12 protein-coding genes are annotated in these 14,745 nt (G+C 60.9%); all 12 read left to right on the forward strand.

Annotated features, from left to right (window positions below; translation table 11 throughout):
• Positions 1 to 9 precede the first annotated feature (9 nt).
• The 12 genes from HBJ59_RS09485 (at position 10) to nuoN (ending at position 14,537) form a co-directional block, all read left to right on the forward strand.
• The gene (locus HBJ59_RS09485) at positions 10 to 684 is read left to right on the forward strand and encodes an NADH-quinone oxidoreductase subunit B family protein (protein ID WP_003174719.1); all 675 of its coding nucleotides are present in this window, start codon (positions 10 to 12) and stop codon (positions 682 to 684) included.
• A 72-nt stretch (positions 685 to 756) separates the two neighbouring features.
• Positions 757 to 2,541, forward strand: coding sequence for an NADH-quinone oxidoreductase subunit C/D (gene nuoC / locus HBJ59_RS09490; RefSeq protein WP_167663372.1), 1,785 nt, complete (start codon positions 757 to 759; stop codon positions 2,539 to 2,541).
• Positions 2,542 to 2,543: 2 nt separating this feature from the next.
• Positions 2,544 to 3,041 carry an NADH-quinone oxidoreductase subunit NuoE gene (nuoE, locus tag HBJ59_RS09495; protein ID WP_003219568.1) on the forward strand — a complete coding sequence of 166 codons (498 nt, stop codon included), beginning with the start codon at positions 2,544 to 2,546 and terminating at the stop codon, positions 3,039 to 3,041.
• Entirely contained in the window at positions 3,038 to 4,396 is a 1,359-nt protein-coding gene (gene nuoF, locus HBJ59_RS09500) for an NADH-quinone oxidoreductase subunit NuoF (protein ID WP_076016757.1), read from the forward strand. The genes nuoE and nuoF overlap by 4 nt, the downstream gene beginning before the upstream one ends.
• A gap of 135 nt (positions 4,397 to 4,531) precedes the next feature.
• Positions 4,532 to 7,246, forward strand: a complete 2,715-nt coding sequence (gene nuoG, locus HBJ59_RS09505; protein ID WP_076016756.1) for an NADH-quinone oxidoreductase subunit NuoG — start codon at positions 4,532 to 4,534, stop codon at positions 7,244 to 7,246.
• Positions 7,243 to 8,250, forward strand: coding sequence for an NADH-quinone oxidoreductase subunit NuoH (gene nuoH / locus HBJ59_RS09510; RefSeq protein WP_076016755.1), 1,008 nt, complete (start codon positions 7,243 to 7,245; stop codon positions 8,248 to 8,250). Before nuoG ends, nuoH begins: the two co-directional genes overlap by 4 nt.
• A gap of 11 nt (positions 8,251 to 8,261) precedes the next feature.
• The gene (gene nuoI, locus HBJ59_RS09515; RefSeq protein WP_003174725.1) at positions 8,262 to 8,810 is read left to right on the forward strand and encodes an NADH-quinone oxidoreductase subunit NuoI; all 549 of its coding nucleotides are present in this window, start codon (positions 8,262 to 8,264) and stop codon (positions 8,808 to 8,810) included.
• 9 nt (positions 8,811 to 8,819) lie between these two features.
• The gene (nuoJ, locus tag HBJ59_RS09520) at positions 8,820 to 9,323 is read left to right on the forward strand and encodes an NADH-quinone oxidoreductase subunit J (protein ID WP_003219561.1); all 504 of its coding nucleotides are present in this window, start codon (positions 8,820 to 8,822) and stop codon (positions 9,321 to 9,323) included.
• 2 nt (positions 9,324 to 9,325) lie between these two features.
• Positions 9,326 to 9,634 carry an NADH-quinone oxidoreductase subunit NuoK gene (nuoK, locus tag HBJ59_RS09525; RefSeq protein WP_003219560.1) on the forward strand — a complete coding sequence of 103 codons (309 nt, stop codon included), beginning with the start codon at positions 9,326 to 9,328 and terminating at the stop codon, positions 9,632 to 9,634.
• Positions 9,631 to 11,484: an NADH-quinone oxidoreductase subunit L gene (nuoL, locus tag HBJ59_RS09530; protein ID WP_076016754.1), complete on the forward strand. Its 1,854-nt coding sequence runs from the start codon at positions 9,631 to 9,633 to the stop codon at positions 11,482 to 11,484. The genes nuoK and nuoL overlap by 4 nt, the downstream gene beginning before the upstream one ends.
• 49 nt (positions 11,485 to 11,533) lie before the next feature.
• Positions 11,534 to 13,066 (forward strand): NADH-quinone oxidoreductase subunit M, encoded by a 1,533-nt coding sequence (gene nuoM / locus HBJ59_RS09535; protein ID WP_076016753.1) that lies wholly within the window; start codon positions 11,534 to 11,536, stop codon positions 13,064 to 13,066.
• A gap of 7 nt (positions 13,067 to 13,073) precedes the next feature.
• A complete protein-coding gene (gene nuoN, locus HBJ59_RS09540) occupies positions 13,074 to 14,537 on the forward strand; it encodes an NADH-quinone oxidoreductase subunit NuoN (protein ID WP_017476148.1) in 1,464 nt (487 codons plus the stop codon).
• The last annotated feature ends 208 nt before the right edge of the window (positions 14,538 to 14,745 follow it).

Below are 14,745 nucleotides of genomic sequence, written 5' to 3' on the forward strand. Positions count from 1 at the left end.
GCTTTGGCGATGCAATACAATCTCACCAGGATCGACCCGGATGCTCCTAACGAGCAGTACCCCATCGGCGAACGGGAAACCGTTTCCGACCCGTTAGAAGACCAAGTCCACAAAAACATCTACATGGGCAAGCTGGAAGACGTGCTGAGTGGCGCGGTCAACTGGGGACGTAAGAACTCCCTGTGGCCGTACAACTTCGGTCTGTCCTGCTGCTACGTGGAAATGACCACCGCCTTCACGGCGCCCCACGACATCGCGCGCTTTGGCGCCGAAGTTATCCGGGCATCGCCGCGTCAGGCGGATTTCATGGTTATCGCCGGTACCTGCTTTATCAAGATGGCGCCGATCATTCAGCGTCTCTACGAGCAAATGCTCGAGCCAAAGTGGGTTATCTCCATGGGTTCGTGCGCCAACTCCGGTGGCATGTACGACATCTACTCCGTGGTTCAAGGGGTGGACAAGTTCCTGCCCGTGGACGTCTACGTGCCTGGCTGCCCGCCCCGCCCTGAAGCATTTCTGCAAGGCTTGATGCTGCTGCAGGAATCGATTGGCAAGGAGCGTCGCCCACTGTCCTGGGTCGTCGGCGATCAAGGCGTGTACCGCGCCGAGATGCCTTCGCAAAAGGAACAGCGCCGCGAACAGCGAATCGCAGTCACCAACCTGCGCAGCCCCGACGAAGTCTGATCCAGAACCGCTTCTTTTATAGAACGAAAACCTGGCTTCATTCTTTACGTTGACCGAAAGCGATAAAAAACCATGACTACAGGCAGTGCTCTGTACATCCCGCCTTATAAGGCAGACGACCAGGATGTGGTCGTCGAACTCAATAACCGTTTTGGCCCTGACGCCTTCACCGCCCAGGCCACACGCACCGGTATGCCGGTGCTGTGGGTGGCGCGTGCCAAGCTCGTCGAAGTCCTGAGCTTCCTGCGCAACCTGCCCAAGCCGTACGTCATGCTCTATGACCTGCATGGCGTGGACGAGCGCCTGCGCACCAAGCGCCAGGGACTGCCGAGCGGCGCCGATTTCACCGTGTTCTATCACCTGATGTCGCTGGAACGTAACAGCGACGTGATGATCAAGGTAGCCCTCTCCGAGAGCGACCTGAGCGTTCCGACCGTGACCGGTATCTGGCCTAACGCCAACTGGTACGAGCGTGAAGTGTGGGACATGTTCGGCATCGACTTCCCGGGTCACCCGCACCTGACGCGCATCATGATGCCGCCGACCTGGGAAGGTCACCCGCTGCGCAAGGACTTCCCTGCCCGCGCCACCGAATTCGATCCCTTCAGCCTGACCCTCGCCAAGCAACAGCTTGAAGAAGAGGCTGCGCGCTTCCGTCCGGAAGACTGGGGCATGAAGCGCTCCGGCACCAACGAGGACTACATGTTCCTCAACCTGGGCCCGAACCACCCTTCGGCTCACGGTGCCTTCCGCATCATCCTGCAACTGGACGGCGAAGAAATCGTCGACTGCGTGCCAGACGTCGGTTACCACCACCGTGGTGCCGAGAAGATGGCCGAGCGTCAGTCGTGGCACAGCTTCATCCCGTACACCGACCGTATCGACTACCTCGGCGGCGTGATGAACAACCTGCCGTACGTGCTCTCGGTCGAGAAGCTGGCCGGCATCAAGGTGCCGGAGAAGGTCGACACCATCCGCATCATGATGGCCGAGTTCTTCCGGATCACCAGCCACCTGCTGTTCCTGGGTACCTATATCCAGGACGTCGGCGCCATGACCCCGGTGTTCTTCACCTTCACCGACCGTCAGCGTGCGTACAAGGTCATCGAAGCCATCACCGGTTTCCGCCTGCACCCGGCCTGGTACCGCATCGGCGGTGTCGCCCACGACCTGCCGCGTGGCTGGGAACGCCTGGTCAAGGAATTCATCGACTGGATGCCCAAGCGTCTGGACGAGTACCAGAAAGCCGCCCTGGACAACAGCATCCTCAAGGGCCGGACCATCGGCGTCGCCCAGTACAACACCAAAGAAGCCCTGGAATGGGGCGTCACCGGTGCTGGCCTGCGTTCCACCGGTTGCGATTTCGACCTGCGTAAAGCGCGCCCGTACTCCGGCTACCAGAACTTCGAGTTCGAAGTCCCGCTGGCAGCCAATGGCGATGCCTACGACCGCTGCATCGTGCGCGTCGAAGAAATGCGCCAGAGCCTGAAGATCATCGAACAGTGCATGCGCAACATGCCGGAAGGCCCGTACAAGGCGGATCACCCGCTGACCACGCCGCCGCCCAAAGAGCGCACGCTGCAACACATCGAAACCCTGATCACGCACTTCCTGCAAGTTTCGTGGGGCCCGGTAATGCCGGCCAACGAATCCTTCCAGATGATCGAAGCGACCAAGGGTATCAACAGTTATTACCTGACGAGCGATGGCGGCACCATGAGCTACCGCACCAGGATTCGTACTCCAAGCTTCCCGCACCTGCAGCAGATCCCTTCGGTGATCAAAGGTGAAATGGTCGCGGACTTGATTGCGTACCTGGGTAGTATCGATTTCGTTATGGCCGACGTGGACCGCTAAGCATGAATAGCACGCTTATCCAGACAGACCGTTTCACCTTGAGTGAAACCGAGCGCTCGGCCATCGAGCACGAGCTGCATCACTACGAAGACCCGCGCGCGGCGTCGATCGAAGCCTTGAAGATCGTCCAGAAGGAACGTGGCTGGGTGCCGGACGGCGCCCTCTACGCCATCGGCGAGATCCTCGGCATCCCGGCCAGCGACGTTGAAGGCGTGGCGACGTTCTACAGCCAGATCTTCCGCCAGCCGGTTGGCCGCCACATCATTCGCGTTTGCGACAGCATGGTCTGCTACATCGGTGGCCACGAGTCCGTGGTCAGCGAGATCCAGAGCAAGCTGGGCATCGGCCTGGGCCAAACCACTCCGGACGGGCGCTTCACGCTGCTGCCGGTGTGCTGCCTGGGCAACTGTGACAAGGCGCCGGCGTTGATGATCGACGACGACACATTCGGCGACGTACAGCCTGCTGGCGTCACCCAATTGCTCGAGGGCTACCCATGACCCTGACTTCCTTCGGCCCGGCCAACCTGATCAAGCGTTCGCCCGAGACCCACCCACTGACCTGGCGCCTGCGTGACGACGGCGAAGCCGTTTGGCTCGACGAATACCAGGCCAAGAACGGTTACGCGGCCGCGCGCAAAGCCTTTGCCGACATGGCCCAGGACGACATCGTCCAGACCGTGAAAGACGCAGGCCTTAAAGGCCGCGGCGGCGCAGGCTTCCCCACGGGCGTCAAGTGGGGCCTGATGCCCAAAGACGAATCCATCAACATCCGCTACCTGCTGTGCAACGCGGATGAAATGGAGCCGAACACCTGGAAAGACCGCATGCTGATGGAGCAACTGCCCCATCTGCTGATCGAAGGCATGCTGATCAGCGCCCGCGCGCTGAAAACCTACCGTGGCTACATCTTCCTGCGTGGCGAGTACACCACCGCCGCCAAGCACCTGAACCGTGCCGTGGAAGAAGCCAAGGCAGCCGGGCTTTTGGGCAAGAACATCCTCGGTTCGGGTTTTGACTTCGAGCTGTTCGTGCACACCGGCGCCGGGCGTTACATCTGCGGTGAAGAAACCGCACTGATCAACTCCCTCGAAGGCCGCCGCGCCAACCCGCGTTCCAAACCGCCCTTCCCTGCCGCCGTTGGCGTGTGGGGCAAGCCGACGTGCGTGAACAACGTTGAAACCCTGTGCAACGTGCCGGCAATCATCGGCGACGGCGTGGAGTGGTACAAATCGTTGGCCCGCGAAGGCAGCGAAGACATGGGCACCAAGCTCATGGGCTTCTCCGGCAAGGTCAAGAACCCGGGCCTGTGGGAACTGCCATTCGGCGTGACCGCACGCGAGCTGTTCGAGGACTACGCCGGCGGCATGCGCGACGGCTACACCCTCAAGGCCTGGCAGCCAGGAGGCGCCGGTACCGGCTTCCTGTTGCCCGAGCACCTCGACGCACAAATGTACGCCGGCGGCATCGGCAAGGTGGGCACCCGTATGGGTACCGGCCTGGCCATGGCCGTGGACAACACCGTGAACATGGTGTCGTTGCTGCGCAACATGGAGCAGTTCTTCTCCCGCGAATCCTGTGGTTTCTGCACCCCGTGCCGCGATGGTTTGCCATGGAGCGTCAAGCTCTTGATGGCCATCGAGAACGGCGAAGGTCAGCCTGGCGATATCGAGACCCTGCTGGGTCTGGTCGGTTTCCTCGGCCCAGGCAAGACTTTCTGTGCTCACGCACCGGGCGCCGTGGAGCCATTGGGCAGCGCGATCAAATACTTCCGCTCTGAATTCGAGGCTGGCATCGCACCTGCGCGCGCCGGTGACCTGAATCAGGTGGTAACACCGACCATGGTCGGTGCGTAACGCTTAAAAAGGCGAAGGGTCCGTGCCCTTCGCTTTCTCATGTGCTGACGCCTTGATGGCTGTGTTGATGCACATGAATAACAAGATTCCATTAGCCACGCCCGCTGACACCGGGCCAACGAAGAACTTTGAACCATGGCCACTATCCACGTAGACGGCAAAGAGCTCGAAGTCGATGGGGCAGACAACCTGTTACAGGCGTGTCTGTCGCTAGGCCTCGACATTCCATATTTCTGCTGGCACCCCGCCCTTGGCAGCGTTGGCGCTTGCCGCCAGTGCGCGGTCAAGCAGTACACCGACGAGAACGACACCCGTGGTCGTATCGTGATGTCCTGCATGACCCCTGCCACCGACGGCAGCTGGATTTCCATCGAAGACGAAGAAGCGAAAGTGTTTCGCGCCAGCGTCGTCGAATGGCTGATGACCAACCACCCGCACGACTGCCCTGTGTGTGAGGAAGGCGGCCACTGCCACCTGCAAGACATGACCGTGATGACCGGCCACAACGAGCGCCGGTATCGCTTCACCAAGCGCACCCACCAGAACCAGCAACTGGGCCCGTTCATCTCCCACGAGATGAACCGCTGCATCGCTTGCTACCGCTGCGTGCGCTTCTATAAGGACTACGCCGGCGGCACCGACCTCGGTGTATTCGGCGCCCACGACAACGTGTACTTCGGTCGCGTTGAAGACGGCACCCTCGAAAGCGAGTTCTCCGGCAACCTCACCGAGGTCTGCCCGACCGGTGTGTTCACCGACAAGACTCACTCCGAGCGCTACAACCGTAAGTGGGACATGCAGTTCTCGCCAAGCATCTGCCATGGCTGCTCCAGCGGTTGCAACATCTCCCCGGGCGAACGCTACGGCGAACTGCGTCGTATCGAAAACCGCTTCAACGGTTCGGTCAACCAGTACTTCCTGTGCGACCGTGGCCGTTTCGGCTATGGCTACGTCAACCGCGAAGACCGCCCACGTCAGCCACTGCTGGCCGACGGCGCCAAGCTGAGCCTCGACGAAGCGCTGGATAAAGCCGCTGACCTGCTGCGCGGTCGCAACATCGTCGGTATCGGCTCGCCCCGCGCCAGCCTCGAAAGCAACTACGCGTTGCGCGAGCTGGTAGGTGCCGAGCACTTCTACTCCGGTATCGAAGCCGGTGAGCTGGAGCGTATCCGCCTGGTGCTGCAAGTGTTGAACGACAGCCCGCTGCCGGTTCCGAACATGCGCGACATCGAAGACCACGACGCGATCTTCGTCCTTGGTGAAGACCTGACCCAGACCGCTGCACGCATGGCCCTGTCCTTGCGCCAGTCGGTAAAAGGCAAGGCCGAAGACATGGCCGACGCCATGCGCGTCCAGCCTTGGCTCGACGCTGCCGTGAAAAACATCGGCCAGCACGCGCTGAACCCGCTGTTTATCGCCAGCCTGGCTGAAACCAAGCTCGACGACATCGCTGAAGAATGCGTACACGCCGCGCCTGACGACCTGGCCCGCATCGGTTTCGCCGTGGCCCACGCCCTCGACGCCAGCGCGCCTGCCGTTGAAGGCCTGGACGCTGAAGCCGTTGAACTGGCCCAGCGCATCGCCGACGCCCTGCTGGCGGCCAAGCGTCCATTGATCATTGCCGGCACCTCGCTGGGTTCCAAGGCGCTGATCGAAGCCGCTGCCAACATTGCCAAAGCCTTGAAGCTGCGCGAGAAGAATGGTTCCATCAGCCTGATCGTGCCGGAAGCCAACAGCCTCGGCCTGGCCATGCTCGGTGGCGAGTCCCTGGACGCTGCCCTGCAAGCCGTGACCGACGGCAGTGCCGACGCGATCGTGGTACTGGAAAACGACCTGTACACCCGCACTGATTCGGCCAAGGTCGACGCTGCGCTGAACGCGGCCAAAGTGGTGATTGTTGCCGACCACCAGAAAACCGCCACCAGCGACCGCGCCCACCTGGTACTGCCCGCCGCCAGCTTTGCTGAAGGCGACGGTACCCTGGTCAGCCAGGAAGGCCGCGCCCAGCGCTTCTTCCAGGTGTTCGATCCGAAGTACATGGACGCCAGCATCCTGGTTCACGAAGGCTGGCGCTGGCTGCATGCCCTGCGCGCTACCCTGCTGAACCAGCCGATCGACTGGACCCAGCTCGACCATGTGACCGCTGCTGCAGCCGCAGCAGCACCGCAACTGGCACGCATCGTCGACGCTGCACCGTCTGCCTCGTTCCGCATCAAGGGCATGAAACTGGCCCGTGAACCGCTGCGTTACTCCGGCCGTACCGCCATGCGTGCCGACATCAGCGTGCATGAGCCACGTACTCCACAAGACAACGACACCGCGTTCGCCTTCTCCATGGAAGGTTACTCGGGTTCGGTCGAGCCACGTCAGCAGGTGCCATTTGCCTGGTCGCCGGGCTGGAACTCGCCGCAAGCCTGGAACAAGTTCCAGGACGAAGTCGGTGGTCACATCCGCGCTGGCGACCCGGGCACCCGCCTGATCGAAAGCACCGGTGACTCGCTGAACTGGTTCGCCAGCGTTCCGCGTCCATTCAACCCGGCCCAGGGCACCTGGCAGGTTGTGCCGTTCTTCCACCTGTTCGGCAGCGAAGAAACCTCTTCCAAAGCCGCGCCGGTACAAGAGCGCATTCCGGCCGCCTACGTGTCTGTTGCCAAGTCCGAAGCCGACCGCCTGGGCGTCAACGACGGTGCCCTGCTCAGCCTGACCGTAGCGGGCAAGACCCTGCGTCTGCCGCTGCGCATCAATGACGAGTTGGGTGCTGGCCTGGTTGCATTGCCAAAAGGCCTCGCGGGGATTCCTCCGGCGATCTTCGGCCTCACCGTTGACGGTCTGCAGGAGGCAGCTCAATGACCTGGTTCACCCCTGAAGTGATCGACGTGATCATCGCGGTGGTCAAGGCCATCGTGATCCTGTTGGCCGTGGTCGTGGCGGGCGCCTTGCTCAGCTTCGTCGAACGTCGCCTGCTGGGCTGGTGGCAGGACCGTTACGGTCCGAACCGCGTTGGCCCGTTTGGTATGTTCCAGATAGCCGCCGACATGCTGAAAATGTTCTTCAAGGAAGACTGGACACCACCGTTTGCCGACAAGGTGATCTTCACCCTGGCACCGGTCGTGGCCATGAGCGCCTTGCTGATTGCCTTCGCAATCATCCCGATCACCCCGACCTGGGGCGTGGCGGACCTGAACATCGGCTTGCTGTTCTTCTTCGCCATGGCCGGTTTGTCGGTCTACGCGGTGCTGTTCGCCGGTTGGGCCAGTAACAACAAGTTCGCCCTCTTGGGCAGCTTGCGGGCTTCGGCCCAGACCGTGTCCTACGAAGTGTTCATGGGCCTCGCGCTGATGGGCATCGTGGTGCAGGTGGGCTCGTTCAACATGCGCGACATCGTCGAGTACCAGGCGCAGAACCTGTGGTTCATCATTCCGCAGTTCTTCGGCTTCTGTACCTTCTTCATCGCTGGCGTCGCCGTGACTCACCGTCACCCGTTCGACCAGCCGGAAGCGGAACAGGAACTGGCCGACGGTTACCACATCGAATACGCCGGCATGAAATGGGGCATGTTCTTCGTCGGTGAGTACATCGGCATCATCTTGATCTCGGCCCTGCTGGTCACGCTGTTCTTCGGCGGCTGGCACGGTCCGTTCGGCATCCTGCCGCAGCTGGCGTTCTTCTGGTTCTTCTTGAAGACCGCGTTCTTCATCATGCTGTTCATCCTGCTGCGCGCTTCCATCCCGCGTCCACGGTATGACCAGGTGATGGATTTCAGCTGGCGATTCTGCCTGCCGCTGACCCTGATCAATTTGCTGGTGACTGCTGCCGTTGTGTTGTTGAACACGCCAGCGGGCGCGGTTCAGTGAGGATTTGACCCATGTTCAAATATATTGGCGACATCGTTAAGGGTACCGGTACCCAGTTGCGAAGCCTGGTGATGGTGTTCGGTCACGGCTTTCGCAAACGCGACACCCTGCAATACCCGGAAGAAGCGGTGTACCTGCCGCCGCGTTATCGCGGCCGCATTGTCCTGACCCGCGACCCCGACGGCGAAGAGCGCTGCGTGGCCTGCAACCTGTGCGCCGTGGCGTGCCCGGTGGGTTGCATCTCGCTGCAGAAAGCTGAAACCGAAGACGGTCGCTGGTACCCGGACTTCTTCCGCATCAACTTCTCGCGCTGCATTTTCTGCGGCCTCTGCGAGGAAGCTTGCCCGACCACCGCAATCCAGCTGACACCGGATTTCGAGATGGCCGAGTTCAAACGTCAGGACCTGGTGTACGAGAAAGAAGATCTGCTGATCTCTGGTCCCGGTAAAAACCCTGATTACAACTTCTATCGTGTTGCAGGTATGGCCGTTGCCGGTAAGCCGAAAGGCGCCGCACAAAACGAAGCCGAGCCGATCAACGTGAAGAGCTTGCTGCCTTAAGGAAGAAAGATGGAATTCGCTTTCTATTTCGCATCGGGTATTGCAGTGGTGTCCACGCTTCGCGTGATCACCAACACTAACCCCGTGCACGCCCTGCTCTACCTGATCATTTCGCTGATCGCCGTGGCCATGACCTTCTTCAGCCTCGGCGCACCGTTCGCCGGTGTGCTGGAAGTGATTGCCTACGCTGGCGCCATCATGGTGCTGTTCGTGTTTGTGGTGATGATGCTCAACCTGGGGCCGGCTTCGGTCGCCCAGGAACGCGTCTGGCTCAAGCCCGGCATCTGGCTCGGCCCGGTGATCCTGGCAGCCTTGCTGCTGGGTGAACTGCTGTATGTGCTGTTCGCTCACCAGAGCGGCCAGGCCATCGGCCACACCACCGTAGACGCGAAAGCCGTGGGCATCAGCCTGTTCGGCCCGTACCTGCTGGTGGTCGAACTGGCTTCAATGCTGCTGCTCGCTGCAGCCATCACCGCCTTCCACTTGGGCCGTAACGAAGCCAAGGAGCAATGACGATGCCTGCTATCCCTTTGGAGCATGGTCTGGCGGTCGCCGGCATCCTGTTCTGCCTTGGCCTGGTCGGCCTGATGGTTCGCCGCAACATTCTGTTCGTGTTGATGAGCCTGGAAATCATGATGAACGCCGCGGCACTCGCGTTCATCGTGGCCGGTAGCCGTTGGGGCCAGCCGGATGGACAAGTGATGTTCATCCTGGTGATCAGCCTGGCAGCCGCCGAGGCCAGTATTGGTCTGGCGATCCTGCTGCAACTGTATCGTCGCTTCCACACGCTTGATATCGACGCTGCCAGTGAGATGCGCGGATGAACATGATCTTTCTGACTTTCGTATTTCCCCTGATCGGTTTCCTGCTGCTGTCGTTCTCCCGTGGACGCTGGTCGGAAAACCTCTCGGCCTTGATCGGCGTGGGTTCCATTGGTCTGTCGGCGATTGTCGCCGCCTACGTCATCTGGCAATTCAACGTTGCGCCGCCGGAAGGCGGTCACTACACCCTGGTGCTGTGGCAGTGGATGTCGGTGGAGGGCTTCAAGCCCAACTTCGCCCTCTACGTCGACGGCCTGTCGATCACCATGCTCGGCGTGGTGGTGGGTGTGGGCTTCCTGATCCACCTGTTCGCATCCTGGTACATGCGCGGTGAAGCCGGTTACTCGCGCTTCTTCGCCTACACCAACCTGTTTATCGCGAGCATGCTGTTCCTGGTGCTGGGCGATAACCTGTTGTTCCTGTACTTCGGCTGGGAAGGCGTGGGCCTGTGCTCGTACCTGTTGATCGGTTTCTACTACAGCAACCGCAACAACGGTAACGCAGCACTCAAAGCCTTTATCGTGACCCGGATCGGCGACGTGTTCATGGCCATCGGCCTGTTCATCCTGTTCCAACAAGTGGGCACGCTGAACATCCAGGAACTGCTGGTGCTGGCACCGCAGAAATTCCAGGTCGGCGACTTCTGGATCACCCTGGCGACCCTGATGCTGCTGGGTGGCGCCGTTGGTAAATCCGCGCAACTGCCGCTGCAAACCTGGCTGGCGGATGCGATGGCCGGCCCTACCCCGGTTTCGGCACTGATCCACGCCGCCACCATGGTGACTGCCGGTGTCTACCTGATTGCCCGTACCCACGGACTGTTCACCCTGGCACCGGAGATTCTGCATCTGGTGGGCCTGGTGGGTGGCGTGACCCTGGTGCTGGCAGGTTTTGCTGCCCTGGTTCAAACCGACATCAAGCGTATCCTCGCCTACTCGACCATGAGCCAGATCGGCTACATGTTCCTGGCCCTGGGCGTTGGCGCCTGGGACGGCGCGATCTTCCACCTGATGACCCACGCCTTCTTCAAGGCCCTGCTGTTCCTTGCTTCCGGTGCGGTGATCGTTGCCTGCCACCACGAGCAGAACATCTTCAAGATGGGCGGCCTGTGGAAGAAACTGCCATTGGCCTACGCCAGCTTCATCGTCGGCGGCGCGGCCTTGTCGGCCCTGCCACTGGTGACCGCAGGTTTCTACTCGAAAGACGAAATCCTCTGGGAAGCCTTTGCCAGCGGTAACCACGGCCTGCTGTATGCCGGCCTGGTGGGTGCGTTCATGACCTCGCTGTACACCTTCCGCCTGATCTTCATCACGTTCCACGGTGAAGCCAAGACTGAAGCCCATGCAGGCCACGGCATTTCCCACTGGTTGCCACTGTCGGTGCTGATCGTCCTGTCGACCTTCGTCGGCGCCATGATCACCCCGCCTCTGGCCGGTGTTCTGCCGGAAAGTGCAGGTCATGCCGGTGGTGCAGCCAAGCACAGCCTGGAAATCGCCTCGGGTGCCATCGCCCTGGCCGGTATCCTGCTGGCAGCCCTGCTGTTCCTCGGCAAGCGCCGCTTCGTCACCGCCATCGCCAACAGTGGCATTGGCCGCTTCCTTTCGGCCTGGTGGTTCGCTGCCTGGGGCTTCGACTGGATCTACGACAAACTGTTCGTCAAGCCTTACCTTGCGATCAGCCACGTACTGCGCAAAGACCCGCTCGACCAGACCATCGGTTTGATCCCGCGTGCCGCCAAGGCCGGTCACACCGCCCTGAGCCGCAGCGAGACTGGCCAATTGCGCTGGTATGCAGCTTCCATGGCGGCCGGTGCCGTCCTGGTGATCGGCGCCATCATCGTGGTCGCGGTCTGACTATGCACATTGCGAACTTTGCGAACTTGCGAAAGGAAACGAGCCCGTCATGATTCTGCCCTGGCTAATCCTGATCCCTTTTATCGGCGGCCTGCTCTGCTGGATGGGTGAACGCTTCGGCGCCACCCTCCCCCGCTGGATTGCGTTGCTGACCATGTCCCTGGAACTCGCGCTCGGCCTCTGGCTGTGGGCCCACGGTGACTATTCATTTGCTCCGGCACCGGGTGTCGATCCAACCTTCGCGCTTGAATTCAAGCACGTGTGGATCCAGCGCTTCGGCATCAACGTGCACCTGGCCCTCGACGGCCTGTCGCTGTTGATGATCCTGCTGACCGGCCTGCTGGGTATCCTCTCGGTACTCTGCTCCTGGAAAGAAATCCAGCGTCACGTGGGCTTCTTCCACCTGAACCTGATGTGGATCCTGGGCGGTGTTGTCGGCGTGTTCCTCGCCCTCGACCTGTTCATGTTCTTCTTCTTCTGGGAAATGATGCTGGTGCCGATGTACTTCCTCATCGCGCTCTGGGGTCACAGTTCTTCGGACGGCAAAAAAACCCGGATCTACGCGGCGACCAAGTTCTTCATCTTCACCCAGGCTTCCGGCCTGATCATGTTGGTGGCGATCCTGGGTCTGGTACTGGTCAACTTCAACAGCACGGGCGTGATCACGTTCAACTACGCCGACCTGTTGAAAACCAAGATGTCCCTGACCACCGAGTACATCCTGATGCTGGGCTTCTTCATCGCGTTCGCGGTGAAGCTGCCGGTGGTGCCGTTCCACTCCTGGTTGCCTGACGCTCACGCCCAGGCGCCGACCGCAGGTTCTGTGGACCTGGCCGGTATCCTGTTGAAGACGGCGGCCTACGGCCTGCTGCGTTTCGCCCTGCCGCTGTTCCCGAATGCCTCGGCCGAGTTTGCGCCGATCGCCATGACCCTCGGTCTGATCGGGATCTTCTACGGTGCGTTCCTGGCCTTCGCCCAAACCGACATCAAGCGCCTGATTGCCTTCTCGTCCGTTTCCCACATGGGTTTCGTACTGATCGGCATCTACTCCGGCAGCCAACTGGCGCTGCAAGGCGCGGTGATCCAGATGCTGGCGCACGGTGTGTCGGCAGCGGCACTGTTTATCCTCAGTGGCCAGCTCTACGAGCGCCTGCACACCCGTGACATGCGTGAAATGGGTGGCGTGTGGTCGCGTATCGCCTACCTGCCGGCCATCAGCCTGTTCTTCGCCGCCGCATCCCTGGGCTTGCCGGGTACCGGTAACTTCATCGGCGAGTTCCTGATCCTGATGGGTGCTTTCGTGCATACACCGTGGATCAGTGCGATCGCGACTTCAGGCCTGGTGTTCGGTTCGGTCTACTCGCTGATCATGATCCACCGTGCGTACTTCGGTCCGGCCAAGTCCGACACCGTGTTGCACGGCATGGACGGTCGCGAACTGATCATGGTGCTCGGCCTTGCCGTACTGCTGATCTTTATCGGCGTGTACCCGCAACCGTTCCTGGATACCTCTGCCGCAACGATGCATGGCGTGCAGCAATGGTTCAGCACCGCCTTCACTCAACTCGCTTCGGCCCGGTAAGAGCGCTATGGAATTCACGATCCAACACTTTATCGCGCTTGCGCCGCTGCTGATCTCCAGCCTCACCGTTGTGGTGGTGATGCTGGCGATCGCATGGCGCCGCAACCACTCACAGACCTTCCTGATTTCCGTGGCAGGTTTGAACCTGGCCTTGCTGTCGATTATCCCGGCACTCAAGGTCGCACCGCTGGCGGTCACGCCGCTGTTGATGGTCGATGACTTCGCGCTGCTGTATATCGCGTTGATCCTCGTGGCCACCCTGGCCTGCGTCACCCTCGCCCACGCCTACCTCGGCGAAGGCGGTACGGGTTACCCGGGCAACCGCGAAGAGCTGTACCTGCTGATCCTGCTGGCTGCAACCGGCGGTATCGTGTTGGTCAGCGCACAGCACCTGGCCGGCTTGTTCATCGGCCTGGAACTGCTGTCGATCCCGGTCTACGGCCTGGTGGCGTATGCCTTCTTCAACAAGCGTTCCCTGGAAGCCGGCATCAAGTACATGGTGCTGTCGGCCGCCGGTTCCGCGTTCCTGTTGTTCGGTATGGCCCTGCTCTACGCAGAAGCCGGCAGCCTGAGCTTCAGCGGTATCGGTCATGCCCTGGCAGCTTCCGGCAGCCCTGCGCCAATCGCCCAACTGGGCCTGGCCATGATGCTGATCGGCCTGGCGTTCAAACTGTCGCTGGTGCCATTCCACCTGTGGACCCCGGACGTGTACGAAGGCGCCCCGGCGCCGGTGGCCGCGTTCCTGGCCACCGCGTCGAAAGTTGCCGTGTTTGCCGTGATGGTGCGTCTGTTCCAGATCTCCCCTGCGGCCAACACCGGTGTACTCAGCAACGTGCTGACCATCATCGCAATCGCCTCGATCCTGTTCGGTAACCTGCTGGCGCTGACCCAGAACAACCTCAAGCGTCTGCTGGGTTATTCGTCCATCGCGCACTTCGGTTATCTGCTGATCGCCCTGGTGGCGAGTAAGGGCCTGGCGATGGAAGCCATCGGCGTGTACCTGGTCACCTACGTGATCACCAGCCTCGGCGCTTTCGGTGTAATCACCCTGATGTCCTCGCCTTACAAAGGCCGTGACGCAGACGCCCTGTACGAATACCGCGGCCTGTTCTGGCGCCGTCCGTACCTGACCGCCGTACTGACCGTGATGATGCTGTCCCTGGCCGGTATCCCGCTGACCGCTGGCTTCATCGGCAAGTTCTACATCGTGGCGACCGGTGTTGAGGCTCACGAATGGTGGCTGGTTGCTTCCCTGGTACTGGGCAGCGCCATCGGCGTTTTCTACTACCTGCGCGTGATGGTGACCTTGTACCTGATCGAGCCAAACCTGCGCCGTGTGGACGCCGAGTTGCACTGGGAGCAGAAAGCGGGCGGCGTGATGCTGCTGGCAATCGCCCTGCTGGCGTTCTTCCTGGGTGTTTACCCACAGCCGTTGCTCACCCTGGTGCAGCATGCGGTGATGGCGGGTTGACCGCTTAGTTAGATGCAGCAAGCAAAACGGCGCCTTCGGGCGCCGTTTTGCATTGTGCTCACTCGAAGATACACATCGCTCCTTTTCGCCAAAGGAACCAGACATTCCCTCTCCCCCACTGAAGGATATGCCGCTGGAGCGGTATCCAAAAAAAACAGGTGAGAATGGACTGAGGCCTGCCTTTCGAGGTGCAACGAATGTCGATATT

This window comes from Pseudomonas sp. AN3A02 (genome assembly GCF_011765255.1).
Lineage (GTDB): Bacteria > Pseudomonadota > Gammaproteobacteria > Pseudomonadales > Pseudomonadaceae > Aquipseudomonas.

Bases quoted from the DNA above. Each gene is read 5' to 3' on its own strand.
- HBJ59_RS09485 (WP_003174719.1), top strand. From the start codon at position 10: ATGCAATACAATCTCACCAGGATCGACCCGGATGCTCCTAACGAGCAG.
- nuoC (WP_167663372.1), top strand. From the start codon at position 757: ATGACTACAGGCAGTGCTCTGTACATCCCGCCTTATAAGGCAGACGAC.
- nuoE (WP_003219568.1), top strand. From the start codon at position 2,544: ATGAATAGCACGCTTATCCAGACAGACCGTTTCACCTTGAGTGAAACC.
- nuoF (WP_076016757.1), top strand. From the start codon at position 3,038: ATGACCCTGACTTCCTTCGGCCCGGCCAACCTGATCAAGCGTTCGCCC.
- nuoG (WP_076016756.1), top strand. From the start codon at position 4,532: ATGGCCACTATCCACGTAGACGGCAAAGAGCTCGAAGTCGATGGGGCA.
- nuoH (WP_076016755.1), top strand. From the start codon at position 7,243: ATGACCTGGTTCACCCCTGAAGTGATCGACGTGATCATCGCGGTGGTC.
- nuoI (WP_003174725.1), top strand. From the start codon at position 8,262: ATGTTCAAATATATTGGCGACATCGTTAAGGGTACCGGTACCCAGTTG.
- nuoJ (WP_003219561.1), top strand. From the start codon at position 8,820: ATGGAATTCGCTTTCTATTTCGCATCGGGTATTGCAGTGGTGTCCACG.
- nuoK (WP_003219560.1), top strand. From the start codon at position 9,326: ATGCCTGCTATCCCTTTGGAGCATGGTCTGGCGGTCGCCGGCATCCTG.
- nuoL (WP_076016754.1), top strand. From the start codon at position 9,631: ATGAACATGATCTTTCTGACTTTCGTATTTCCCCTGATCGGTTTCCTG.
- nuoM (WP_076016753.1), top strand. From the start codon at position 11,534: ATGATTCTGCCCTGGCTAATCCTGATCCCTTTTATCGGCGGCCTGCTC.
- nuoN (WP_017476148.1), top strand. From the start codon at position 13,074: ATGGAATTCACGATCCAACACTTTATCGCGCTTGCGCCGCTGCTGATC.